The organism is Streptomyces graminilatus (assembly GCF_001418565.1).
Classification (GTDB): Bacteria; Actinomycetota; Actinomycetes; order Streptomycetales; family Streptomycetaceae; genus Streptomyces; species Streptomyces graminilatus.
In genome coordinates, this window is record NZ_LIQQ01000440.1 from 1 (window position 1) to 24,224 (window position 24,224).

Here is a 24,224-nt window from a genome sequence, read left to right on the forward strand (position 1 = left end):
GGCCCTGTCTGCCCTGCCTTCGGCCCTGTCTGCCCTGCCTTCGGGACCTACCGTCCCGCTTCGGGCCCCGCCGTCCCCGCTTCCGTCCCCAGTTCCGCCAGGCGGGTCAGGGCCGGGAGGGCCGCGGCGATCGCCTGTTGTTCGGCGGGGGTCAGCTGGGCGATCAGGGGGAGCAGGTGACGGCCCCGGTCCTCGCGTCTGGCCTGGCCGATCCTTCGGCCGCTGCCCGTGACGTGGACGAGGACGGCGCGGCCGTCCGCCGGGTCGGGGTGGCGTTCCACCAGGCCGTCGCGTTCCAGCCGGGTGACCAGCTGGGTGAGCCCCGGCTGGCTGATCTGCTCGGTCCTGGCGAGTTCGGTCAGCCGCTTCGGGCCGCCGTAGGCCAGCGTGTCCAGCACGGACAGCGTCGTGAACGACAGTTTCTGCACCGCGGGAAGCCGGATGTAGTAGCGGTTGAAGTTCTCGATCGCCCTGGTGAGGTCATCCACGTCCAGGTCGGTGTTGGCGTCGGCACGTTGTTTGGAAGTCACCCTGGAAATGTATCGCAGACTTATATAAGATACTTATGGATCACGGGCCGGTGCCGCGTACTGGCACCCGGCTTGCACTGCACATCGGCGCAACGGCGCGTCAGTGCACTGGTAGTGCTGGAGCGCTAGGTGAGGAACGGACCCCATGACTGTGCGAATCGGCATCAACGGCTTCGGACGCATCGGTCGCAACGTCTTCCGTGCGGCATCCTTACGGACCTCGGAGCTGGAGATCGTCGCCGTCAACGACCTGGGCGACGTGCCCACGATGGCGCACCTGCTCGCGTACGACTCGATCCTTGGGCGCTTCCCCGAGGAGATCACCGCCGAACCGGGCGCGATCCGCGTCGGTGACCGCACACTCAAGGTCCTCGCCGAGCGGGACCCCGCCGCCCTGCCCTGGGGCGACCTGGGAGTGGACATCGTGATCGAGTCCACCGGCGTCTTCACCGACGCCGCGCGGGCGCGCTCGCATGTCGAGGGCGGCGCCAAGAAGGTCATCATCGCGGCTCCGGCCAGCGGCGAGGACATCACGGTGGTGCTGGGTGTCAACGACGGCGACTACGACCCAGAGCGCCACACCATCATCTCCAACGCCTCCTGCACCACCAACTGTTTCGGCGTACTGGCCAAGGTGCTGCACGACGCCATCGGCATCGACAGCGGCATGATGACCACGGTCCACGCCTACACCCAGGACCAGAACCTCCAGGACGCCCCGCACAAGGACCTGCGCCGGGCCCGGGCCGCGGGGATGAACATCGTGCCCACCTCCAGCGGCGCGGCCAAGGCCATCGGCCTCGTCCTGCCGGAACTCGCCGGCAAGCTGGACGCCTTCGCCCTGCGGGTGCCCGTCGGCATCGGCTCGATCACCGACCTCACGGTCACCACCGCCCGCGGCACCACCGTGGACGAGGTGAAGGAGGCCTACGCGGCAGCGGCCTCGGGACCGTACAAGGGCCTGCTGTCCTATGTGGACGCTCCGCTGGTCAGCACCGACATCGTTGGCGACCCGGCCTCCTGCGTCTTCGACGCCGGGCTCACCCGGGTGTCCGGGCCACAGGTCAAGGTCGTCGGCTGGTACGACAACGAATGGGGTTACTCGAACCGTCTCATCGACCTGGCCCTGCGCGTCGGTTCGACCCTGTAAGGCCCGCTCTTCCCTCTTCCCTCTCCACGGTCGCCTCTCCCGGTCTCCTCTCCCGGGTCCCCTCTCTCGGGGAGGCGGCGACCGTCCCCTCGGCGCGCTCGTGCACCGTCCCGCACCCCACTCGACGTCTCTCGACGTCCCTCGACGTCTGTCGACGCCATCGACGCCACCGCTGTCGTCGGCGTGCCCGGATACCCCACACATCCATGCACGACACCACAAGGACAAGCAGATGACCGAGCAGATGACCGAACAGATGACCGAACTTCCCGTCTTACCGTTCGACAACCCGTCCATCCTCGGCGTCGCACCCCGGATGCGCGACCTCCAGAAGGAAGGGCCGATCACCCGGGTGCGCCTCGGCAGCGAGGATGCCTGGCTCGTCACCCACTACGACGAGGTGAGGGCGCTGCTCTCCGACCGCAGGCTCGGTCTCAGCGACCCCAAGCCGGAGCGGGTGGCCAAGACCACGGCCAGGCTCACCATGATGGCGCTGATGTCCGGCCGCGACTACGACACCGAGGCCATCGAACATCCGCAGTTTCGCGAGCTGCTCGTGCCGCGGTTCTCCACGCGCCGGATGCGGCAGATGAAGATCCGGATCGATCAGCACGTGGACGGGCTGATCGACAAACTGGCCGCCACCCCTCCCCCGGTCGACCTGCACCGCGCGCTGTCGTTCGCGCTGCCGACGATGGTGGTCTGCGATCTGCTCGGCGTGCCGCTGGCCGACCAGGAGCGGATCGGGCAGTGGGCGATGGGCACCTTCGACCAGAGCGACAGCCTGATCTCGGTGGAGACGTTCCAGCAGGTCGTCGATTACATCACCGAACTGGTGGCACTCAAGCGGATCAATCCGGGCGACGACCTCCTGTCCGAGCTGATCGCCGAGAAGGACGGCTCGCTGTCCGACGAGTACATCGCCCAACTGGGCTGCGCCATCGTGTTGTTCGGCTACGAGACCACCGTCATACGCATCGACCTGGGCGTGCTGCTGCTGCTGCGCAACCCGGCCCAGCGGGCCATGCTGGTCGAGAATCCCGCACTCGCGCCGGCCGCGGTCGAGGAGATCCTGCGCCTGGGCGTCGGCGGCAAGGGGTCCAACGCGCTGATCCCCCGCTACGCGCACAGCGACATCGAGGTCGGCGACACCCTGATCCGGACCGGGGACGCGGTGCTGCTGGCCATCGGCGCGGCCAACGTCGACAGCCAGGCGTACCCCGACAGCGACCAGCTCGACCTGACCCGGGTCAGGCCCAAGGCGCACATGGCGTTCGGGCACGGCACCCGGAACTGCATCGGCCGCGTCCTGGCCCGCATCGAGCTGACCGCGGTGTTCGAACGGCTGTTCCAAAGGCTGCCCGACCTGCGGCTCGCGGTCCCCGAGGAGACGGTGCGCTGGCAGGAGCACCGGATCACGGGCGGGTACGACAAGCTCCCCGTCACGTTCTGACCCGGCTGATCCGGCTGACCCGGCTGACCCGGCTCGTCCGGCTGATCCGTCGGCCCGCCCGGCTGATTTGACGTTCCCACCCCCACGCACAGACGTCACAAGGACAAGAAACCATGACGGACACCTTCGGCGACTACGTCGACTGCACGCCCCTTCTCGACGACCGTGTGGCCCTCGACCGGTTCTACGACGAGCACGGCTACGTCTATCTGCGCGGCGCCCTCGACCGTGAACTCGTGCGGACCGCCGCCGAGCAGATGCTCGAAGGCCTGATCGCCCTCGGCCACGCGGCCCCCGGCACCACGCTCGACACCCTCACCATCGACTCCTTCGAGGCGGTCGACGAGGTGGCGATGCACGACTACGTCAAGTACGACGACCTGTGGAACCACCCCTCGACCCTGAAGGTGTGGGAGAAGGTCTTCGGCGAGCCCGTCTTCGTGTTCAAGTCGACGACGATCCGCTACTACCCTTCCGCCGCGGGCTCCGCCGACCCGAGCTTCCTGACGCCGCTGCACCAGGACGGCTTCTACATCGGGCCGAACAAGGACTTCCGCACCGCCTGGATGCCGCTGCTGCCGACGAGCCGGGGCATAGGCGGCGTCGCCGTCGCCGACGGCAGCCACAAGAAGGGGCCGCGCGAGCACGTCGTCACGGAGAACTTCCGGCGCTTCGGGCACGCCGTACGCGGTATCCCGGCGGAGGAGTTCGGCGCGGACGAGCAGTTGCTGTTCTCGCCGATGGAACCGGGGGACGTGATCCTCTTCCACGCCTTCATGTGCCACAAGTCCATCCCGAACGTCTCGGTGGACCCGGCCGGCATGCGGATGTCGATGGACACCCGTGTCCAGCCCGCGTCCTCGCACCGCGGGTTCAACTCCCTGACGCCCTGGCCGGAGTCCGCGAAGGACGCCTCCAAGGGAATCCTGTCGAAGATCACCGGTACGCCCGCCACCGCCGAGTGACATCGTCGCCCCCGGGCCCGTACCACCCGTACCACTCGTACCACCCGTACCGCCTGTACCACCCGTACATCCCTTATTCGCCCGTCCCCACGAAGGCCTGGTAGGCAACGCATGACGAAACGCGAGGGCCTCCCCCTTCCGGGAGGGCTCACCACGCCACCGGAGTCCATGTCCGGCTCGGAACCGGCCACCACGGAACCGGCCACCACGGATCCCGGCGCCGCGGGGCTCGGCGGTGTCGCTCTCGTCGTCGTGCTCGCCGGATACATCCTGTCCATCGTGGACAACTCCATCGTCAATGTGGCGTTGTCCTCCATCAGCGACGACCTGCACGGCGGCGCCGCCGCGCTGGAGCTGGTGGTGTCCGGCTACGGCCTCACCTACGCCCTCGGCCTGGTGCTGGGCGGACGGCTGGGCGACTCCTTCGGCAGGCGGCGCCTGTACGCCTGCGGGCTCGGGGCGTTCACCCTCACCTCGGCGCTGTGCGGGCTCGCCCCGACCATCGGGTTCCTGATCGCGGCACGGATGCTGCAAGGCGCCGCCGCCGCCATGCTCGTACCGCAGGTACTGGCGACGATCCAGGCGGTCACCCAGGGCCAGGCGCGTGCCCGGGCGATCGGGATGTACGGCGCGACCGCGGGCCTCGGCATGGTGGTCGGGCAGATCCTGGGCGGGCTGCTGGTCTCGCTGGACGTCGCCGGGATCGGCTGGCGGGCGGTCTTCATGATCAACGTGCCGATCGGGGTGGCCGCCCTGCTGGCCGTCCGGCGCGTCCCCGCGACCAGGGCGGACAAGAAGTCGGGCTTCGACCCGCTGGGCACCGCGCTGTTCGGGGTGACCATGATCTGCGTGCTGGCCGTGGTCGTGGCGGGCCCGGACCTGGGCTGGCCGCTGTGGCTGTGGTCGCTGCTCGCGGTCGCCGCGGCCGGGGTGCCGGCGCTGGTGCGGGTCGAGCGGCGGCTTGAGGCGCGGGGCGGGTCACCGCTGCTTTCCCCGGCGGTGCTGTCCCGTCCCGGGATGCGCAGGGGGCTGGCGGCGATCGTTCCGTTCTCGGCCGGACACGGCGCCTTCCTGTTCGTCTACGCGCTGATCGCGCAGGGTCACTTCGGCTTCAACGGGCTCGCCTCCGGCGCGGTGATGACGCCCTTCGCCGTGGCCTTCTTCGTGGTGGCACGGTTCACCCCGAGGATCGCGACGGCCCTGGGACGGAGAATCGTCTCGCTGGGCTCGCTCGTCCAGAGCTCGGGCCTGCTGCTGCTGGCGCTGACGCTCTGGCTGGGCTGGCCGCGTCCGCCCGTGGTGCTCGTGCTCCTCGGGATCGGCCTGTTCGGCGCGGGCGCGGCGCTGATCGGCCCGACGCTGTTCCGGATGATCCTCGCCGACGTACCGTCCGCGCAGGCCGGCATGGGCAGCGGGGTGCTGGTGACCAGCCAGCAGATGGCGACCGCGCTGGGCGCGACCATCGGCGGAACCCTCTATGTCTCCCTGGCCGGTTCACTGTCGACGGTGCCGGCGGCCGCGTCCGTGGTCGCCATGCAGGTGAGCTTCCTGGCGATCGTGCTCGTGATCAGCCTGAAGCTGCCCGACCCCAACTGACGCCCCTCACACTCTCGTCGGCAACGGCACGCCGTCCTTCAGCGTGCCCGCGCGCGGGAACGCCGACGCCCAGACGCGCAGACGCGCAGATGCGCGGACGCCCAGAAGTCGATGCTCGGAAGCGGAGAAAGCCAAGTGCACTTACAGAAAAAGGCGGCCGTGGTGACCGGCGCGGCCAGCGGTATCGGCCTCGCGCTCAGTGCCCGCTTCGGGCAGGCCGGCGACGGCGTGGTCATGGCGGACGCCGACGGCGACGCCCTGCACCGCCGGGCCGCCGAACTCACCGCGCGGGGCGCCAAGGTCACCGCCGTGACCGCCGACCTGACCGACCCGGACGCCGTCGAACGGCTCACGGACACGGCGTTCGGCCTGCTCGGCGACATCGACGTGGTGTGCAACAACGCCGGGGTGCTCGGCCCGGTGGGACAGCCCCTGTGGGAGGTGCCGCTGGCGGAGATGCGGCAGGTCTTCGAGGTGAACCACTGGGCGCACGTCCTGGTGGCCCGTGCCTTCGTCCCCCGGCTCCTGGAGCGCGGCCGGCCCGCCCATCTGATCCACACCGCCTCGATGTCCGCCTTCGTCGTCGGCGCGGGCAGCGCCGCCTACGCCGCCTCCAAGCACGCCGACCTCGCGGTGGCCCGCAGTCTCCGTGCCGATCTGCGGGGCACCGGGGTCCGGGTGTCGGTGCTGTGTCCGGGCCGGGTCGACACGCCCATGGTCCAGGGGCTGACGGCACCGCGCGACGCGGGCGGTGACACCTCGGTGAGCGCCGACGACGTCGCCGGGATCGTCTGGGACGCCCTCGGCTCCGACCGCTTCCACCTGTTCAGCAACTCCGACGCCCCACTGCGGCTGCGCGATCAGTTCGACGACATATGGAGTGACGTTTCTGCTCCGCCCGCTGTCCCCGAGTCGACCGACTCACCCGAGTCCCCCGAGTCCCCCCAGGAGGAGCTGTGGCCCGCGCCGAGAGCGACATCCGTAGCGATGAACCACTGACCGACGGCTCGCCGACCGACAGTTCGCCGACCGACAGTTCACTGACCGCCGACTCGCTCACCATCGATCTGGACGCGGTGCGGGAGAAGTACCGGCAGGAGCGTGACAAGCGCGTCCTCGGTCGCAGTTACCAGTTCGCGCGCGGTGACTTCAGCCGCTACGCGCACGACCCGTACACCGAGCGGCGGGAGCGCGAGCCGCTCACCGACGAGGTGGACGTCGCCGTCGTCGGCGCCGGTATCGGCGGGCTGCTCACCGGCGCCCATCTGCGCCGGGAGACCGGTCTGGAGCGGATCCGGCTGATCGACGAGGCCGGCGACGTCGGCGGCACCTGGTACTGGAACCGTTTCCCGGGCGTCCGTTGCGATGTCGAGAGCTACGTCTACATGCCGCTGCTCGAAGAGATCGGCACGACACCGACCGAGAAGTACTCCACCGGTCCGGAGATCTTCGCGCACCTCCAGCGGATCGCCGAGCGGTACGACCTCTACCGCGACGCCCTCTTCCAGACCACCGTCACCGAGCTGCGCTGGGACGAGGCCGCGCAGCGGTGGCTGGTGAGCACCGACCGGGGTGATCTGATCCGGGCCCGTTACGTGGCCATGTCGATCGGTCTGATGCACCGCCCCAAACTCCCCGGTCTGCCCGGTCTGGAGACCTTCGCCGGGCACTCCTTCCACACCAGCCGCTGGGACTTCGACTACACGGGCGGCGACAGCACCGGCGGTCTGACCGGGCTGAAGGACAAGACGGTCGGTGTCATCGGCACCGGCTCGACGACCATCCAGCTCGCCCCGCACCTCGCCGAGTGGGCCGAGCGGCTCGTCCTGTTCCAGCGCACTCCGGCCGCCGTCGACGTACGCGGCAACCGGCCCACCCCGCCCGACTGGGCGGAGAGTCTCGAACCGGGCTGGCAGCAGCGCCGGATGGAGAACTTCCACGCGCTGACCTCGGGCGTCCCGCAGGACGAGGACCTGGTCCAGGACCGCTGGACCCAGACCACGGCCCAACTGGCCGCCGCGATCCTGCCGACCGGCGACAACGGGGGCGACCCGAGGGAGCGGGCCCTCGCCGCCGAGCGGGCGGACTTCGTCAAGATGGAGGAGCTGCGCGCCCGGATCGACAACGTGGTCACCGACCCGGAGACCGCCGCCGCCCTCAAGCCGTACTACCGCGTGTACTGCAAGCGGCCCTGCTTCCACGACGAGTACCTCCACACCTTCAACCGGCCCAATGTGACCCTGGTCGACACCCAGGGGCAGGGCGTGGAGCGGCTGACCGAGGCCGGGGTGGTCGCCAACGGCCGGGAGTACCCGGTCGACTGCCTGATCTTCGCCACCGGCTACGAACACGAGTTCGCCGTCCCGTACACCGAGCGCGCGGGTTACGACATCGTCGGCCGCGACGGTCTGAGGCTCTCCGAGAAGTGGGCCGACGGGGCGCGCACCCTGCACGGACTCCAGGTCAACGGCTTCCCCAACTGCTTCATCCTGTCCAAGGTCCAGGCCGGCCGGCACGTCAACATCGCCTACATGCTGGGCGAGCAGACCCGGCACCTCGCGCACATCGTCAAATGCGTCGAGGAGCGCGGCCACCAGGTCGTGGAGGTCTCCGAGGCCGGCGAGAAGGAATGGGTCGAGGAGATCCTCCGGCTCGCCAGCAACGACAACGATTTCCTGGAGAACTGCACACCCGGCCTCTACAACAACGAGGGAAACCCGGGCGGCCTGCCCCTGCTCAACTCCAGCTACGGCGGCGGCTCCGTGGAGTTCGTGAACATCCTCAGGCGCTGGCGCGCGGCGGGCGACCTCGCCGGTCTCGACCTGCGCTGACCATCCCCACCTTTCTGCCCCTCCTTCTCCGAAAGGCGGCAACGCCCATGGACGTAACGCCGATACCCGGCGCCGCTCTCGGCGCCGTCGTGCACGGTGCCCAGGTCAGCGGCGACCTGGACGAAACCCGGTTCGAGGAGCTCTGGGCGGCGCTCGACGCGCATCTCGTCCTCGTCCTGCGCGGCCACGAGACCCCCTCCTACGAGGAGTTCCTGGCCTTCGGCCGCCGCTTCGGGCACATCCCGAAGACCGGTCTGACCAGCGGCGCCCATCCCGACCACAACGAGATCCTGATCGTCTCCAACCTGGTGGAGGACGGCCGCCGGATCGGCGTCGGCGACGCCGGATGGATGGACTGGCACACCGACTACTCCTTCCGTCCGCGCGTCTCCCAGGTCGGTTTCCTGGAGGCCCTGGAGGTGCCGTCCTCCGGCGGCGGGGAGACGGTCTTCACCGACATGTACGCCCTGTACGAGTCGCTGTCGCCCGAGGAACGCAGGCGTCTGCACGCCTACCGGGTCCGTCACGCCCTGCGCACCGGGTACGAGGAGACCATCGAGGAGGAACTCCAGGGCGAGGTGTCCCTCGGCGAGAGCACCGCGCCGATCCAGCCCGAGGACGGCACCTCCACCGTCCACCCCCTCATCGCCCGCAATCCGCGCACGGGCCGTCAGTCGGTGTACATCAGCGCCCTGAACACCAAGCGGATCGTGGACCTCGCCCCCGACGACAGCCGCAAGCTGCTCGACGGACTGCTGTCGCACGCGGGCACACCCCAGTACACGTACGTCCACACCTGGCAGCCGGGGGACATCGTCATGTGGGACCAGCTCGGCACCGTGCACGCCAAGCAGGCCTTCGACCCGGCCGAACGGCGCCTCCTGCGCCAGGTCGTCAGCATCTTCGACGATCCGGCCGAGCCCTGGCACGCGGAGGTCGCCGCATGAGCACCGCCGCCCCCGCCTGCCTCGACCACAGCAGGGTCACGATCACCCCGGCACTGCGTGCCGCCGTGGACCGGCTCGACCACCGCTCACGTCACCAGGCCGCCTACCACTTCGGCTGGATCACCGCCGGGGGCGCGCCCACCAAGGCCGACGCCGGGAAGGCCGTACGCCCGGCGCTCGCGCTGCTGTCGGCCGAGGCGGTCGGCGCGCCGCCGGAGGTCGCGCTGCCCGGCGCGGTGGCCGTGGAACTCGTGCACAACTTCTCGCTGGTGCACGACGATCTGATGGACGGTGACGAGGAGCGCCGGCACCGGCGCACGGTGTGGAAGCTGTGGGGTCCCGCCAGCGCCATCCTGACCGGTGACGCGATGCTGGCGCTCGCCCAGGAGGTGCTGCTGGACACCGGGCTGCCCACGGCGGTCCCCGCCGCCCGGCTGCTGGCGCGCACCACCCGGCATCTGATCCGGGGCCAGGTCCAGGACCTGTCCTTCGAACAGCGGGCGCACGTCACGGTCGAGGAGTGCGTCGACATGGCCGCCGGCAAGACGGGCGCGCTGCTGTCGGCGAGCGCCGCGATCGGCGCCGTACTCGCCGGGGCACCGGAGCCGACGGTGGACGCGCTGGCGCTCTACGGCGATCAGATCGGCGTCGCCTTCCAGCTCGTGGACGACCTGCTCGGCATCTGGGGCGACCCGGCCGTCACCGGCAAGTCGGTCCACAACGATCTGCGCTCCCGCAAGAAGTCCCTGCCGGTCAGCCACGCGCTGAACCAGGACGGCCCGCTCAGCGACGAACTCGCCGACTGGCTCGCCACCCCGGGCGAACCCGACGAGGAAGAACTGCGGCACGTGGCCGGGCTGGTCGAGGGCGCCGGCGGCCGGGACTGGGCGCGGGCCGAGGCCAACCGGCGGATGGCGCTGGCCGAGGACGCGCTCAACGGTGTCGAGCTGGAATCCGGTGCGCGGGACGACCTCGTCGCCCTCGGCCGGTTCGTCGTCGACCGCGAGGTCTGAGCCCGGCCCGACACCGTATTCCGGACTCCCGTACCCCGGACTCCGTACTCCGGACCTCGGGCCTCGGACCCCGGACCCCGTACTCCTCTCCTTCCTCCGTCCGATCAGCGCTCCATCCCACCAGGGCACCCCCATGCCCGCAGCTTCCCCACAACCCACACCCCCCCGAGGACTTCGCCATGCCCCAGAACGTCGACTTCCACATACCCCTGCCGGGCCGGCAGAGCCCCGATCACGTCCGCGCCGACGCCGAGCAGCTCGACTGGCCGCGCTCGCTCGGGCTGATCAGGTCCGAGGCGGCGGCCGAGCGTCATCTGCGCGGCGGCTACGCCGACCTGGCCTCCCGTTTCTACCCCCACGCCACCGGCGCCGACCTGGACCTCGGCGTCGACCTGATGTCGTGGTTCTTCCTCTTCGACGACCTCTTCGACGGGCCGCGCGGCGAGAAACCGGAGCAGACCAAACAGCTCACCGACGCGGTCGCGGCGGCACTGGACGGCCCCCTCCCCGACACCGCGCCCCCCATCGCGCACGGCTTCGCCGACATCTGGCGGCGCACCTGCGAGGGCATGACACCCGCCTGGTGCGCGCGCAGCGCCCGGCACTGGCGCAGCTACTTCGACGGCTACGTCGATGAGGCGGAGAGCCGTTTCTGGGGCAAGCCGTACGACTCGGCCGCCCAGTACCTGGCCGTGCGCCGCCAGACCATCGGGGTGCAGCCGACGGTCGACCTCGCCGAGCGCGCGGGCCGCTTCGAGGTGCCGCACCGGGTCTTCGACAGCACCGTGCTCTCCGCGATGCTCCAGATCGCCATCGACGTCAATCTGCTGCTCAACGACATGGCCTCGCTGGAGAAGGAGGAGGCCCGCGGCGAGCAGAACAACATGGTCATGATCCTTCGCCGGGAGCACGGCTGGTCCAAGGACCGCAGCGTCGCCCACATCCAGAGCGAGGTGCGCGTCCGCCTGGAGCAGTACCTCCTGCTGGAGTCCTGCCTGCCGCAGGTCGGCGACATCTACCGGCTCGACGAGGCCGAGCGCGCCGCCGTGGAGCGCTACCGCGACAACGCCGTACGCACCGTGATCCGCGGTTCCTACGACTGGCACCGCTCCTCGGGCCGCTACGACGCCGAGTTCGCGCTCGCCGCCGGTGCCCAGGGCTACCTGGAGGAACTCGGCAGCCCCGCCGCTCACTAGCCACCCCTGTCCGCCCCCGTCCCTCTCCATCCACCGACGGACCGGAACGGCTGTCAGCAGATCAGTGACTCCAGTGACCAAGCGACAACGGGAAGTTGAGAATCGAATGACCGAGCAGACCGCCTTCTCGGCGGGAGCCGCCCCCGGGGCGCTCCCCGTCGTGGGCCACGCCCTCCAGATGATGCGTCACCCCGTGGACTTCATGACCTCGCTGTCGGCCCACGGCGACCTGGTCGAGATCAGGATCGGGCCCACCACCGCCTACGTGCCGACCCACCCCGAACTCTTACGCCAGGTCCTGACCAACGACCGCGTGTTCGACAAGGGCGGCGTCTTCTACGACCGCGCCCGCGACATCGCCGGAAACGGCCTGGTCACCTGCCCGTTCGCCGACCACCGCCGCCAGCGCAGGCTGATGCAGTCGGCGTTCACCCGTGGCCAGCTCAAGCGGTACGCCGAGGCCATGCACGCCGAGATCGAGGCCACGGCCTCGCACTGGTACGACGGCATGGTCGTCGACGCCTTCCAGGAGATGTACGGCATGGCCCTGCGCACGGTGGGCCGCACCCTGTACTCCACGCCCGTGAGCCCCCAGCTGGCGGCCCAGGTGGAACGTTCCTTCGACGTCGTGCTCAACGGCCTGTTCCGGCAGATGTTCCTGCCCGCCTCGATCCGCAGGCTGCCCCTGCCGTCCCAGCGCCGTTACCGCAGCAACCTGGACTTCCTGCACGAGACCACCCAGCAGCTCATCGACGACTACCGGGACTCCGGCGAGGAGCGCGACGACCTGCTCGCCTCCCTGCTCGCCTCGCGTGACGAGGACGGCGGGCGGCTCGCCGACAAGGAGATCCACGACCAGGTCATCACCATCATGGCGGCCGGCACCGAGACCGTCGCCGGCACCCTCACCTGGGTCTTCTACCTGCTCTCCCAGCACCCGGAGATCGAGGCCGCGCTGTACGAGGAGATAGACACCGTCCTCGACGGCCGCTCCCCCGAGTGGGACGACCTGCCGAAGCTCTCGCTGGCCGACCGGATCATCACCGAGACCCTGCGCCTGCATCCCCCGGCCTGGCTGTTCACCCGCCTCACCACCTCCCCGACCGAACTCGCCGGCCGGAAGCTGCCCACCGGTTCCACCGTCGTCTTCAGCCCGGCGGCGGTCTCCCAGTACGAGGACGCCTTCGACAACCCCGAGGAGTTCGACCCCGACCGCTGGCTCCCGGACCGGGTCCAGCCGTCCGCCCGCCACGCCTACATCCCGTTCGGCACCGGCGCCCGCAAATGCATCGGCGACCTCTACGCACGCACCGAGGCCACCCTCGGGCTCGCCACCATCCTCGGCCGGTGGCGGGTCACCTGTGAGCCCGGCATGGACGTACGCCCGGTCCCGCTGGCCACCGTCTACCACCCGCGCCGGCTGCGCCTGCGGCTCGGGGCGCGCACCCAGCGCCGTACGGTCTCCGCCGTTCCCGCGCCGGCCGGGGGTGACGCGTGATGAGCGCGGGCAACGTCGTCACGAACACGGGCAATTTTGTCATGAACACGAGCAGCGTCGTCCTCGCCCAGCCGCGCGGCTTCTGCGCGGGCGTACGGCGCGCCATCGGCATCGTCGAGCGGGCGCTGGACCTGCACGGCGCGCCGGTCTACGTACGCAAGGAGATCGTGCACAACCACCACATCGTCTCCGAGCTGCAACGGCGCGGCGCGGTCTTCGTCGACAGCGAGGAGGAGGTCCCCGAGGGCGCGGTCTGCGTGTTCTCCGCACACGGTGTCTCCCCCGGGGTGCGCTCCGCCGCCGCCGACCGGCAGCTCGACGTCATCGACGCCACCTGCCCGCTGGTCTCCAAGGTCCACCAGGAAGCGGTGCGCTTCGCCCGTGACGGGCGCACCATCCTCCTCGTGGGGCACGAGGGCCACGAGGAGGTCGAGGGCGTCCTCGGTGAGGCACCCGACCGGATCATCGTCATCGAGACCGAGGACGACGTACGGCGCCTCGGCCTGCCCGACGACACACCGGTAGCCGTCCTCACCCAGACCACCCTCTCCTTCGACGAGACCGAACGCGTCGTCGAGGCCCTGCGCGCCCGCTTCACCGACCTGATCACCCCCGGCGACGACATCTGTTACGCCAGCCAGAACCGGCAGAACGCGGTCAAGGACCTCGCCCGTGACAACGACCTGGTCCTGATCGTCGGTTCGCACAACTCCAGCAACTCGCTGCGCATGGTCGAGGTGGCCCGTGACCACGGCGCCGCCGCCCATCTGGTGCCCGACGAAGAGCATCTCGACCTGGCGTGGCTGAAGGACGTGTCGTCGGTCGGCGTGAGCGCCGGGGCCAGCGCCCCGGAGATCCTCGTCATCGGGCTGGTCGCCCGGCTCGCCGAACTCGGCTTCGACCAGATCGGGTTCCAGCGGGGCGCCGCCGAGGACGTCGTGTTCTCGATGCCAGGCCGGCTGGCGGACCCGGTCACCGGCCGTATCCCGAGCACACCGCTGGCAGGCGAGATCGCGCCCGCACCCGGCGGAAAGCGATGAACCCGGCACAGGAGAGAGAGGGTTGCGCCATGCCACGCCTGGACGAGATCCGGGGGCCGGAGGACCTGCGCGCCCTGTCCGCGCGAGCGGCCCGCGAACTTGCCCCGCAGATCCGGCGGCTGCTGGTGGACACCTGCAACGCCAACGGCGGCCACCTCGGCCCCAACCTCGGGGTCGTCGAACTGACGATCGCCCTGCACCGAGTCTTCGACTCCCCCCGCGACCGGATCCTCTGGGACACCGGCCACCAGAGCTACGTCCACAAGATCCTCACCGGCCGCACCGGGTCCCTCGCCACGCTCCGCCGCACCGGCGGCCTGTCGGGCTACCCCTGCCGGGCCGAGTCCGAGCACGACATCGTCGAGAACTCCCACGCCTCGACCTCCCTCTCCTGGGCGGACGGCCTGGCCCGCGCGAACGCCCTGCTCGGGCAGGACGACCGTGCCGTGGTCGCCGTGATCGGCGACGGCGCGCTCACCGGAGGCATGGCCTGGGAGGCCCTCAACAACATCGGGGCGGCCCCCGAACGCCCGGTCGTCGTGGTCCTCAACGACAACGGCCGCTCCTACGCCCCCACCGTCGGCGCCGTCGCCGGACACCTGGCCGCCCTGCGCGCGGACGACATCCCACGGTCCCTGTTCGAGAACCTGGGGCTGGCATACGTGGGCCCGGTGGACGGCCACAACATAGAGGCCGTGGAGACGGCACTGCGCGCGGCCGTCTCCCACCGCCGTCCGGTGGTGGTGCACTGCGTCACCGAGAAGGGCCGCGGCCATCTCCCCGCCGAGCTGGACGAAGCGGACCGCTTCCACGCCGTGCGCGCCGCCTCCGCGCGGAAACCGGGGGCGGCGCCGACCTGGACGTCCGTGTTCGGCGCCGAGCTGGCCGACCTCGCCGACATCCGCCCGGACGTGGTCGCCATCACCGCGGCGATGCTCGAACCGACCGGGCTCGGCGAGTTCGCGCGCCGCCACCCCGGGCGCGTCATCGACGTCGGCATCGCCGAACAGCACGCCGTGACCACCGCCGCCGGACTCGCCCTGGGCGGGGCGCACCCGGTCGTCGCGCTGTACGCCACCTTCCTCAACCGGGCCTTCGACCAGCTCCTGATGGACGTGGCCCTGCACCGCGCCCCGGTGACCTTCGTACTGGACCGGGCCGGGGTGACCGGCGACGACGGCCCCTCGCACAACGGCATGTGGGACCTGTCGCTGCTGAACCTGGTGCCCGGCCTGCGCCTGGCCGCCCCACGGGACGGCGCCACCCTGTGCCGCGCCCTGCGGGAGGCCGTGGCCCACGACGACGGCCCGACCGCCCTGCGCTTCCCCAAGGGTTCCAGCGGTACGGACGTCCCGGCCGTGGACGTCTGCGGGGACCTGGACGTCCTGTACCGCGGCGAGCGCCCCGACATCCTCCTGGTCTCCGTCGGCGCCATGGCCGCCACCTGCCTGGACGTCGCCGAACGGCTGGCCGAGCAGGGCGTCGGCGTCACGGTCGTGGACCCCCGCTGGGTCAAGCCGGTACCGCCCGAGCTGACCGGGCTCGCCCTCGACCACCTGCTGGTGGCCACGGTGGAGGACAGCGGCCGGGCGGGCGGCGTCGGGGCGTCCGTCGCCCAGGCACTGAGCGACGCCGGATCGGGCGTACCGGCGCACGTCTTCGGAATCCCGCAGCGCTTCCTGGACCACGGCTCCCGCCCCGACGTCCTGGAGGCCTGCGGCCTCACCCCGCACCACCTCGCACAGGCCCTGCTGGAGGCGCTGCCGCCCGGCCGCCCGGTCGGGGAGGAAGCCACTGTGGCCTCCCTCGCGGTGGGCTGACGCGGCAGCCGCCATTCCGGCGGGCGTCACCCCGGCGGGCGTCACCCCGGCGGGCGTCACCCCGGCGGGCGTCACCCCGGCGGGCGTCACCCCGGCGGGCGTCACCCCGGCGGGCGTCATTCCGGCGGCCGGCGCCCCGGCGAGCGGTCGGCGCCCACCTGTCGGGTGCCGTGTCGGGGTGCTCTGTGAGGGTGCCCTGTCGGGGTGTCGGCCGCGGGGGACCACGCCGACCGCCTCTGCGTCACCCGTCACCCATCACCCGTCATTCCGGAGGCCGGCGCCCCGGCGAGCGGTCGGCGCCCACCTGTCGGGTGCCGTGTCGGGGTGCTCTGCCGGGGTGCTCTGCCGGGGTGCTCTGTCGGGGTGCCGACCGCCCCTGCGGCACACAGCCATAAGTCATGCGCCACAGCCACCACACCCGGTCCGCGAGGACCGGCCGACCATCATGGGGAACTGTCATGCCTGTCGCTCTAGGAGTGCCGACGGTGCCGCCGAGGCCGGCCCGACGACGTACCAGCCGTCAGATCCATGTAGGGACCGTGCCCGTGGGCGGCGACGCCCCGGTGTCGGTCCAGTCGATGACCACAACCCGTACGTCGGACATCGGCGCCACGCTCCAGCAGATCGCCGAACTCACCGCGTCCGGCTGCCAGATCGTCCGCGTCGCCTGCCCCACACAGGACGACGCGGACGCCCTGGCGACGATCGCGCGGAAGTCGCAGATCCCGGTGATCGCGGACATCCACTTCCAGCCGAAGTACGTGTTCGCCGCGATCGAGGCCGGCTGCGCCGCCGTCCGCGTCAATCCCGGCAACATCAAGCAGTTCGACGACCAGGTGAAGGAGATCGCGCGCGCCGCGAAGGACCACGGCACACCGATCCGGATCGGGGTCAACGCGGGTTCGCTGGACCGACGCCTGCTCCAGAAGTACGGGAAGGCGACGCCGGAGGCGCTGGTCGAGTCGGCGCTGTGGGAGGCGTCGCTCTTCGAGGAGCACGGCTTCCAGGACATCAAGATCTCGGTGAAGCACAACGACCCGGTGATCATGATCGAGGCGTACAAACAGCTCGCGGCGGCCTGCGACTACCCCCTCCACCTGGGCGTGACCGAGGCGGGCCCGGCCTTCCAGGGCACGATCAAGTCGGCGGTCGCCTTCGGCGCGCTGCTGAGCCAGGGCATCGGAGACACGGTCCGCGTCTCGTTGTCGGCCCCGCCGGTCGAGGAGATCAAGGTCGGCAACCAGATCCTGGAGTCGCTGAACCTGCGCCAGCGTGGCCTGGAGATCGTCTCGTGCCCGTCCTGCGGGCGGGCCCAGGTCGACGTGTACAAGCTGGCCGAGGAGGTCACGGCCGGCCTGGAGGGCATGGAGGTCCCGCTGCGCGTCGCGGTCATGGGGTGTGTGGTGAACGGCCCCGGCGAGGCACGGGAGGCAGACCTCGGGGTGGCCTCGGGCAACGGCAAGGGGCAGATCTTCGTCAAGGGCGAGGTCATCAAGACGGTCCCCGAGTCGAAGATCGTCGAGACCCTGATCGAAGAGGCGCTCAAGCTCGCGGAGCTGATGCAGCAGGACACCTCGGGCACCCCTGAAGTAATCGTCGCCTGAGCCCACCACCGGACACGAATAACCAGAAGACCGGAAACCCAGAAAACCAGAAAACCGGAAGACCGGAAGACCGGAAGACCGGAAGAAAAAGCGAAGAAGAGGAGACATCCGTGACCTACGTCATCGCCCAGCCCTGCGTGGACGTCAAGGACAAGGCCTGCATCGAGGAATGCCCCGTCGACTGCATCTACGAGGGTCAGCGGGCCATGTACATCCACCCGGAGGAATGCGTCGACTGCGGCGCCTGCGAACCGGTCTGCCCGGTCGAGGCGATCTTCTACGAGGACGATGTGCCGGCGGACTTGAAGCCGTACCAGCAGGCGAACGCGGAATTCTTCGACGAACTGGGTTCCCCCGGCGGCGCCGCCCCACTGGGCCTGGTCGAACACGACCACCCACTCGTCGCGGGCCAGCCGGTGCGCACGGCCTGAGCGGAACCGGGGGGGACCGCCGCCCGGGGATCACGCTCCCGGGATCACCGGGCGGCCACCGGCCCCATCACCCCGAATACCCTCGACCCGCACCCGTCCGCATCCGCTACCCTGTCCTAGGTCAGTGGTGATCGGCCATGCCGTCTGCCCGGGGATCCGTCTCCAGGAGCAGCCGACAAGGTTCTCCACCGGCCCCGGCCTTCGTAGCTCAGGGGATAGAGCACGGCTCTCCTAAAGCCGGTGTCGCAGGTTCGAATCCTGCCGAGGGCACAGCGCATTACCCCCCTGACCTGGGGTTTCTACTCCAGGTAGGGCTCCCATTCGGCCTCGGACTCCTCGTCCGGGGCCGTTTGCGTGGGCGATCGCGGGCCCATGGACACCTGGAACCCACACGTACTCCGGTGTGCTCAGGTGGACCATGCCGCGAGGAGTTCCGCCGGGCCGTACGCGGCGTCGAGCCCCGCGCAGTCGGTCCCGCTGCGCGAGATTGCGATCACAGGCACCGGAGCAGGTATGAGCGCGGCGCGGTGCCGGTGCAGCGCCGCGGGATCGTGCCGGTCGAACGGGGAGTTCTCCAGCCACTTCACCGAGCCGACGAACAACAGCTCCTTGGCGATCGGCGCGCGGTCCGCTCCCACGACGTCGATCTCCACGTCGTTGGTACGGGTCCAGTAACCGCCGATGGCGGGCGGGGCCCTTTCCCTGTGAGGGCTCCGGCCGCCTGAAGCCCGCATGAGTGAGGTGATTCGGGCGCATGTCCGTACGCGAGTGGCTCGGCAAGCAGTAGCCCGCCCGGGCATGACGAAGCGGCCCCCACACCCGAAGGCGATGAGGGCCGCTGCTGTTGTCTCCGCCTGGTCAGGCCGGGGCCTGGGTGTTGGTGCCGGTGCCGGTGGCGGTGCGGGTGTAGATCGTGGCTTCCTTGGAGGTCTGCGCGATGCCGTTGGCGCCGCTGAAGACGCGGCGGCCCCACGCGCTGAGCCGCCTCGGGTCGAAGCCGGTCGCCAGGTCGAGGGCCGGGTCCGTGTTGCCGCTCCACGACCAGGCCAGGTAGCCCAGCTTCAACTGCTGGGCGGTCGCCATCATCGTGTCCTCGTCGGGGTCGCCGTACTGGTCGGCCGGGCCGCCGAACTCGCCGATGACGATGGGGAGTTTGGCCGCGACGTAGGCCTTCAGGTAGTCCGTGACCTTCGCCGCCGTGTTGTAGGAGCTGTACATGTGGATCGAGAAGATCAGGTTGCCGGTGGTGTCGGCGTCGTACACGGAACGGGCGTTGGTGCGCATGACGCCCTGCCAGTCCTGGCCCCAGTTGGGCCCGTCCACCATGATCGTCTGCTGGAGGCCCGCGGCCCGCAGTTTCCGTACGGCGGCGATGGTGGCGGCTGTCCAGTCGGACGAATTGGTGTTGCCCCAGGGCTCGTTGGCGATGTTGACGATGACGTAGTCCTCCTGGCCGGCGAGCACGCTCTTGAGGCCGACCCAGTAGTCGGCCGCCTGGTCGAGCGTCCCGGCGGCGGCGTCCTCGCCGTAGCCGGTGGTGTCGTGCACCTCCAGTACGCAGATCAGGCGGTTGGCCTTGCACTGCGCGATGATCGCGGCCACTTCGGCAGGGCTGTTCCTGGTCCAGCGGTGCCCGTCGGCGAGGACGACGCGGACGGTGTTGGCGCCCAACGCCTTGATGTCCCTGAGGGATTGGGTCTGGTTCGGGTACCAGTTGTAGGCGTGGTTGACGCCCCGCATCACGAAATCGTTGCCGTTGCCTTCCAGGAGGCGGCCGTTGGAGATGTGCAGACCGGCGGCCCGGGCGGCGGCCGGTGTCGCGGCCTGGGCCGAGGCCGGAGCCAGGGCCAGAAAACCGAGGAGAGTGGCCAGGACGGTCAGCAGGACGACTGGGGCGCTTCTGGGGCTGCTGTGCGTGTCACTGCTTCTCGTTGTTCTCACTGCGATGGTCAATGCGGCTCCAGAAAATGAAGGCGAGCGCGAGGAAACTTCAGCCACGGCAGACGTGTTGGGGCGCTCTCATGGACGTCCCCCATAACTCCCCTATAGCCCAATTCGGCAGGGACACGTCAAGCGATGCCCATCATCCCACGCTGGAACGGGAGTTGCGAAACGTACGTCGGTACGCGTCCGGCGGTACGCCGATCGTGCGGTTGAAGTGGCGGCGCAGCGTCGTGGCGGTGCCCATGCCGACGGCTTCCGCGATGGCGTCGACACTGTCGCCGGTGGCCTCCAGCAACTCCTGGGCGCGCCGGATCCGTTGGGTGAGCAGCCATTGCAGCGGGGTGGTGCCGGTGACCGTCCGGAAGTGGCGGCCCAGGTGGCGCGAGCTCATGTTCGCCCGCCGGGCCAGGTCCTCCACGGTCAGCGGGCGGTCGAGCCGTTCGATCGCCCAGGGGAGCAGCTCGGCGAGCGGATGGTCGTCCTGCGCGGGCACCGGCGCGGTGACGAACTGCGCCTGTCCGCCCGCCCGGTGGGGCGGTACGACGAGACGGCGGGCAACAGTGTTGGCAACCCCCGAGCCGTGGTCGAGGCGTACGAGGTGCAGGCACAGGTCCATCGAGGCGGCCTTGCCCGCGGAGGTGAGGACGCTGCCGTTGTCGACGTACAGCACGTCCGGGTCGACCTCGACGAGGGGATGCCGGTCGGCGAGGACATCGGTGTGCGCCCAGTGCGTGGTCGCGCGCCGCCCGTCCAGCAGTCCGGCGGCGGCCAGCACGAACGCCCCGGTGCACAGGGAGGCGACGCGTGCTCCCGCCTCGTGGGCCGCGCGCACCGCGTCGACCAGTTCGGCGGGCGGCGCCTGGTCGACGTCGGCCCAGCCGGGGACGATCACCGTGTCGGCGTACGGGAGTTGACCCAAGCCCGCGTCCGGCTCCAGGAGGAATCGGCCGGCGCGGATCGGGCCCGGGCCGCAGAGGGTGACGTCGTACCAGGGGTCGACCAGGTGGGTGAGGTCGGCGCCGAAGACCTCGTAGGCGATGCCGAGTTCGAAGTGCAGCATGCCGTCGGTGAGGGCGATGGCCACGGTCCTCGTGCCCGTCCTCGTGCCCGTCCTCGTATCTTCGCGCGTGCCCGTTTCCATGTCCGGAACTGTACGGGGCGTGTCGTTCCAGACACTCGTACAGGTCGGCCGCCGCGGCCAGGATGGGCACAGTTGATCAGCGGTTGATCAGCGGTTGATCAGCGGTTGATCACGCGAACACGACGGGGAGAAGTCATGGGATCGGTGTCGGAGTCGGCATCCGGGCAGGCTGTTGTGGTGTACGGCGCGTACGGGCACACCGGGCGTTTCGTGGTGGCGGAGCTGCTGGACCGGGGGTTCGTGCCGGTCCTGTCCGGGCGGGACCCGGAGCGGCTCCGGGAGCTGGCCGCGTCCTGCCCGGGGCTCGACGTCCGGCCGGCCTCGGTCGACGACCCGGGCTCGCTGGACCGCGCGCTGGCCGGAGCGGCGGCCGTGATCAACGCCGCCGGGCCCTTCGCGGTGACCGCCGCGCCGGTGATCGAGGCGGCGCTGCGGGCCGGGATCCCGTACGTGGACGTGGCGGCCGAGATCGAGGCCAACCTCGACACGTTCACGGACTTCGCGGAGCGTGCCCGCGCCGCGAACGCCCTGGTCGTCCCGGCGATGGCCTTCTTCGGCGGCCTCGGCGACCTGCTGGTGACGGCGGCGATGGGCGACTGGACGTCGGCCGACGAGGTGCACATCGCGTACGGCCTGAGCGGCTGGCACCCCACCGCCGGGACGCGGGTCGCGGGCGCGGTGTCCCGGGACCGCAGGGACGGCCGCCGGGTCCGGTACAGCGGAGGGCGGCTGGAGTACCACGACGACGCCCTGCCGACCCTGAAGTGGTCGTTCCCCGACCCGATGGGGACCCGGGAGGTGATCGGCGAGTTCTCCATGGCCGACATCGTCACCGTCCCCAGCCACCTCGCCATCCCCGAGGTACGCGGCTACATGGCGGCGGACGCGGCCAGGGAACTGTCGGCGCCGGACACCCCGGCACCGGTCGCGGTCGGCGAGGACGGGCGGTCCGCGCAGACCTTCGTCGTCGATGTCGTCGTACGGGCCGGTGGAGCGGAACGCCGTGCGGTGGCTCGGGGGCGGGACATCTACGCGGTCAGCGCGCCGCTGGCGGTGGAGGCGGTGGAGCGGGTGCTGACGGGACGTACACGGACGGTGGGTGTCGCGTCGGCCGGGGCGGCTTTCGACGCGACCGACTTCCTGGAGGCGCTGGCCGGGCACATCGACTTCGAGCTGTTCCGGTAGGAGGTGTGGCCTGGCGGGCAGAGGGTTCCGGTGGGCGCCGGTGCGACCGCCACCTGAGAGTCCCCGCGATCCTCAGACTCCTCAGACTCCTCAGGAACTGCGCCAGGCCCCGAGCAGTTCCGTCGGCCCGTATGCCGCCTGAAGGCCGGAGCAGGCGACCCCGTTGCGGGAGACCGCGACGAGCGGCAGCGGCTCGTCGGTGATCGCCGCCCGGTGTTTCTGCAGCGCGGCGAGGTCGTGGTTGTCGAACGCGGAGTTCTCCAGCCACTTGATCGAGCCGAGGAAGAGCAGCCGCTTGGCCACCGGTTGCCGGTCCGCGCCCACGAGGTCGATCTCGATGTCGTTGCTGCGGGTCCAGTAGCCGCCGATGGCAGGGGCCGCGGGCAGGGACCTGTCCGGGAGGAGACGGGCGAGGGATTCCCGGACCAGGGGTTCGATCGCTCGGCCCCGCCAGCTCGTCCACTGCTCCTTGATCCGGCTCAGTGTGAGGTCTCCCCGCATTCGCTCGATCTCCGCCATGTGCGGATCCAGGAACGCGAGCCAGAACCGCAGGTAGGGGTCGGCGACCCGGTAGCGGCGTTCCTTCGACAGCCGTAGCGAGAGGGGCAGTTCGGCTGCCACGACCCGTTTCTCGGTCAGGACGTCCGTGGCCCGGGTGAGGGTGGTGTGGGCGATGCCGCCGGCGGCACGCGCGATGTTGGTGAAGGTGCGCTCGCCGGTTCCGATGGCCCGTAGGACCTCCCTGCCCATCGCATGGGGTGGGAACTCCGCGGCCAGCGAGCGCTCGGCGGAGACCAGCAGCGCCGAGATCGGATTGTCGAGCGAGTCACGGAGGAACTCCCACACATTCGCCCCGGGCCGCCACTCGGCGCAGATCAGCGGGAGACCGCCGGTGATCAGGGTGGCGTCGAAGGCGGCTGCCGGTTCCAGTTCGAGCATGTCGCCGATGTCGGCCGGGTTCAGCGGCCCCACGACCATCTCCCGGCCGCGCTGGTGGAAGGGGCGGTCGTAGCTGTTCAGCGCCTCCATCATCGACAGGTCGGATCCGACGAGGAGGAGCAGCACCGGCTTGCGGCTGAACAGACGGTCCCACGCCCGCTGCAGCATGCCCTCGAACGCGTCGACGCGGTCCATCAGATAAGGGACCTCGTCAATGACGACCACGCTCGGGCGGTCGTCGGGCAGGATCTCGGCCAGCAGCCTGAAGGCGGCGTTCCACTGCGTCGGGGTCTCCTCCGCGAACAGTTCCCGGCCGGGGAGCGTGGACCGGGCGACTGCGTCCAGCAGCTCCGTGAGCTCGTCCTCCGCCGTACCGCCCGCAGCAGTGAAGAAGAGGTACGGCGTCTCGGTGCGCCGGAGGAACTCCTCGACGAGGCTGGACTTGCCGACGCGACGTCGTCCCCGCATGAGGATGCACTGGCCCGCTTTGGCCGACCCCGTGGCATCGCCGACCGCCTGGAAGGCGTTGCGGAGCACGGTCAGCTCACGGTCCCGGCCGATGAAGCGGCGCATGAGAAGACTCCCGTAAGGAATAGTATCGACAGCGATACTATCGCCATCGATACCATCTTGCCCGCTTTCCCGATGTCCTGCTCGGTGCGCGCGCGGGCGGCAGGCGGCAGTGGGCGCGGGTAATGACCTTGCCGCGTCGGCGGGGCTCAGTGATGCTGGGCCGGTGCCGGGGCAGAGGAAGAGGAAACGCCAGAGGCAGCGTCATCAGGAGGACGAGGCGCAGCGGGCGGCTGCTCGTTTCGCGCCTGACGCGGGTCGCTGGGAGGTGCTCTTCGCGACTCAGGACGAGTCGGAATGGCGCGCTTACCTCCGCGATCTCCGAGCGTCGGACACGCAGATCGACTGGACGGCGACGCGAGCGGACATTC

18 protein-coding genes, 1 tRNA gene and 2 pseudogenes are annotated in these 24,224 nt (G+C 70.3%); 16 read left to right on the top strand and 5 right to left on the bottom strand.

Annotated features, from left to right (window positions below):
- Window positions 1–47: 47 nt before the first annotated feature.
- Window positions 48–530 carry a MarR family winged helix-turn-helix transcriptional regulator gene (locus AOK08_RS31785; RefSeq protein ID WP_055532539.1) on the bottom strand — a complete coding sequence of 161 codons (483 nt, stop codon included), beginning with the start codon at window positions 528–530 and terminating at the stop codon, window positions 48–50.
- A gap of 145 nt (window positions 531–675) precedes the next feature.
- On the opposite strand from AOK08_RS31785, the gene gap reads away from it, so the two are divergent.
- The 15 genes from gap to AOK08_RS31860 all read left to right on the top strand — a co-directional run bounded on the left by gap (window position 676) and on the right by AOK08_RS31860 (window position 18,344).
- A complete protein-coding gene (gene gap, locus AOK08_RS31790; RefSeq protein WP_055532541.1) occupies window positions 676–1,680 on the top strand; it encodes a type I glyceraldehyde-3-phosphate dehydrogenase in 1,005 nt (334 codons plus the stop codon).
- 232 nt (window positions 1,681–1,912) lie between these two features.
- Complete coding sequence (penM, locus tag AOK08_RS31795) at window positions 1,913–3,133, top strand: pentalenolactone synthase (RefSeq protein WP_241827170.1); 1,221 nt, start codon at window positions 1,913–1,915, stop codon at window positions 3,131–3,133.
- Window positions 3,134–3,246: 113 nt separating this feature from the next.
- Complete coding sequence (ptlH, locus tag AOK08_RS31800; RefSeq protein WP_055532543.1) at window positions 3,247–4,098, top strand: 1-deoxypentalenic acid 11-beta-hydroxylase; 852 nt, start codon at window positions 3,247–3,249, stop codon at window positions 4,096–4,098.
- 111 nt (window positions 4,099–4,209) lie between these two features.
- On the top strand, window positions 4,210–5,694 hold the full coding sequence (locus tag AOK08_RS31805) for an MFS transporter (protein WP_055532545.1): 1,485 nt from the start codon (window positions 4,210–4,212) through the stop codon (window positions 5,692–5,694).
- A gap of 135 nt (window positions 5,695–5,829) precedes the next feature.
- A complete protein-coding gene (gene ptlF, locus AOK08_RS31810; RefSeq protein WP_055532572.1) occupies window positions 5,830–6,693 on the top strand; it encodes a 1-deoxy-11-beta-hydroxypentalenate dehydrogenase in 864 nt (287 codons plus the stop codon).
- A 77-nt stretch (window positions 6,694–6,770) separates the two neighbouring features.
- The gene (gene ptlE / locus AOK08_RS31815) at window positions 6,771–8,525 is read left to right on the top strand and encodes a neopentalenolactone/pentalenolactone D synthase (RefSeq protein ID WP_079054395.1); all 1,755 of its coding nucleotides are present in this window, start codon (window positions 6,771–6,773) and stop codon (window positions 8,523–8,525) included.
- A 47-nt stretch (window positions 8,526–8,572) separates the two neighbouring features.
- Window positions 8,573–9,472 carry a neopentalenolactone/pentalenolactone F synthase gene (ptlD, locus tag AOK08_RS31820; RefSeq protein WP_055532547.1) on the top strand — a complete coding sequence of 300 codons (900 nt, stop codon included), beginning with the start codon at window positions 8,573–8,575 and terminating at the stop codon, window positions 9,470–9,472.
- Window positions 9,469–10,485 carry a polyprenyl synthetase family protein gene (locus AOK08_RS31825; protein WP_055532549.1) on the top strand — a complete coding sequence of 339 codons (1,017 nt, stop codon included), beginning with the start codon at window positions 9,469–9,471 and terminating at the stop codon, window positions 10,483–10,485. Before ptlD ends, AOK08_RS31825 begins: the two co-directional genes overlap by 4 nt.
- Window positions 10,486–10,664: 179 nt before the next feature.
- Entirely contained in the window at window positions 10,665–11,681 is a 1,017-nt protein-coding gene (ptlA, locus tag AOK08_RS31830; RefSeq protein WP_055532551.1) for a pentalenene synthase, read from the top strand.
- Between the two features lie 106 nt (window positions 11,682–11,787).
- A complete protein-coding gene (ptlI, locus tag AOK08_RS31835) occupies window positions 11,788–13,179 on the top strand; it encodes a pentalenene oxygenase (protein ID WP_055532553.1) in 1,392 nt (463 codons plus the stop codon).
- 41 nt (window positions 13,180–13,220) lie between these two features.
- Window positions 13,221–14,219 carry a 4-hydroxy-3-methylbut-2-enyl diphosphate reductase gene (gene ispH / locus AOK08_RS31840; protein ID WP_055532574.1) on the top strand — a complete coding sequence of 333 codons (999 nt, stop codon included), beginning with the start codon at window positions 13,221–13,223 and terminating at the stop codon, window positions 14,217–14,219.
- Between the two features lie 29 nt (window positions 14,220–14,248).
- Window positions 14,249–16,039 (top strand): 1-deoxy-D-xylulose-5-phosphate synthase, encoded by a 1,791-nt coding sequence (locus AOK08_RS31845; RefSeq protein WP_055532555.1) that lies wholly within the window; start codon window positions 14,249–14,251, stop codon window positions 16,037–16,039.
- A 458-nt stretch (window positions 16,040–16,497) separates the two neighbouring features.
- Window positions 16,498–17,643: a flavodoxin-dependent (E)-4-hydroxy-3-methylbut-2-enyl-diphosphate synthase gene (gene ispG, locus AOK08_RS31850; RefSeq protein WP_055532557.1), complete on the top strand. Its 1,146-nt coding sequence runs from the start codon at window positions 16,498–16,500 to the stop codon at window positions 17,641–17,643.
- A 110-nt stretch (window positions 17,644–17,753) separates the two neighbouring features.
- On the top strand, window positions 17,754–18,074 hold the full coding sequence (gene fdxA / locus AOK08_RS31855) for a ferredoxin (RefSeq protein ID WP_055532558.1): 321 nt from the start codon (window positions 17,754–17,756) through the stop codon (window positions 18,072–18,074).
- A gap of 197 nt (window positions 18,075–18,271) precedes the next feature.
- Window positions 18,272–18,344, top strand: a tRNA-Arg gene (locus tag AOK08_RS31860).
- Window positions 18,345–18,481: 137 nt separating this feature from the next.
- On the opposite strand, the pseudogene AOK08_RS31865 reads toward AOK08_RS31860, so the two are convergent.
- From AOK08_RS31865 to AOK08_RS31875, 3 genes and pseudogenes are all read right to left on the bottom strand, one after another.
- Window positions 18,482–18,769: pseudogene (locus AOK08_RS31865) on the bottom strand (ATP-binding protein); the annotation flags it as partial.
- A gap of 169 nt (window positions 18,770–18,938) precedes the next feature.
- Window positions 18,939–20,015: pseudogene (locus AOK08_RS31870) on the bottom strand (glycoside hydrolase family 5 protein); the annotation flags it as partial.
- A gap of 142 nt (window positions 20,016–20,157) precedes the next feature.
- Window positions 20,158–21,159 (bottom strand): helix-turn-helix domain-containing protein, encoded by a 1,002-nt coding sequence (locus AOK08_RS31875; RefSeq protein WP_055532560.1) that lies wholly within the window; start codon window positions 21,157–21,159, stop codon window positions 20,158–20,160.
- A gap of 135 nt (window positions 21,160–21,294) precedes the next feature.
- On the opposite strand from AOK08_RS31875, the gene AOK08_RS31880 reads away from it, so the two are divergent.
- Window positions 21,295–22,344 (top strand): saccharopine dehydrogenase family protein, encoded by a 1,050-nt coding sequence (locus tag AOK08_RS31880; protein ID WP_055532561.1) that lies wholly within the window; start codon window positions 21,295–21,297, stop codon window positions 22,342–22,344.
- A 90-nt stretch (window positions 22,345–22,434) separates the two neighbouring features.
- Here AOK08_RS31880 and AOK08_RS31885 read toward each other — a convergent pair whose 3' ends face one another.
- A complete protein-coding gene (locus tag AOK08_RS31885; protein ID WP_055532562.1) occupies window positions 22,435–23,856 on the bottom strand; it encodes an ATP-binding protein in 1,422 nt (473 codons plus the stop codon).
- Window positions 23,857–24,224: the final 368 nt, after the last annotated feature.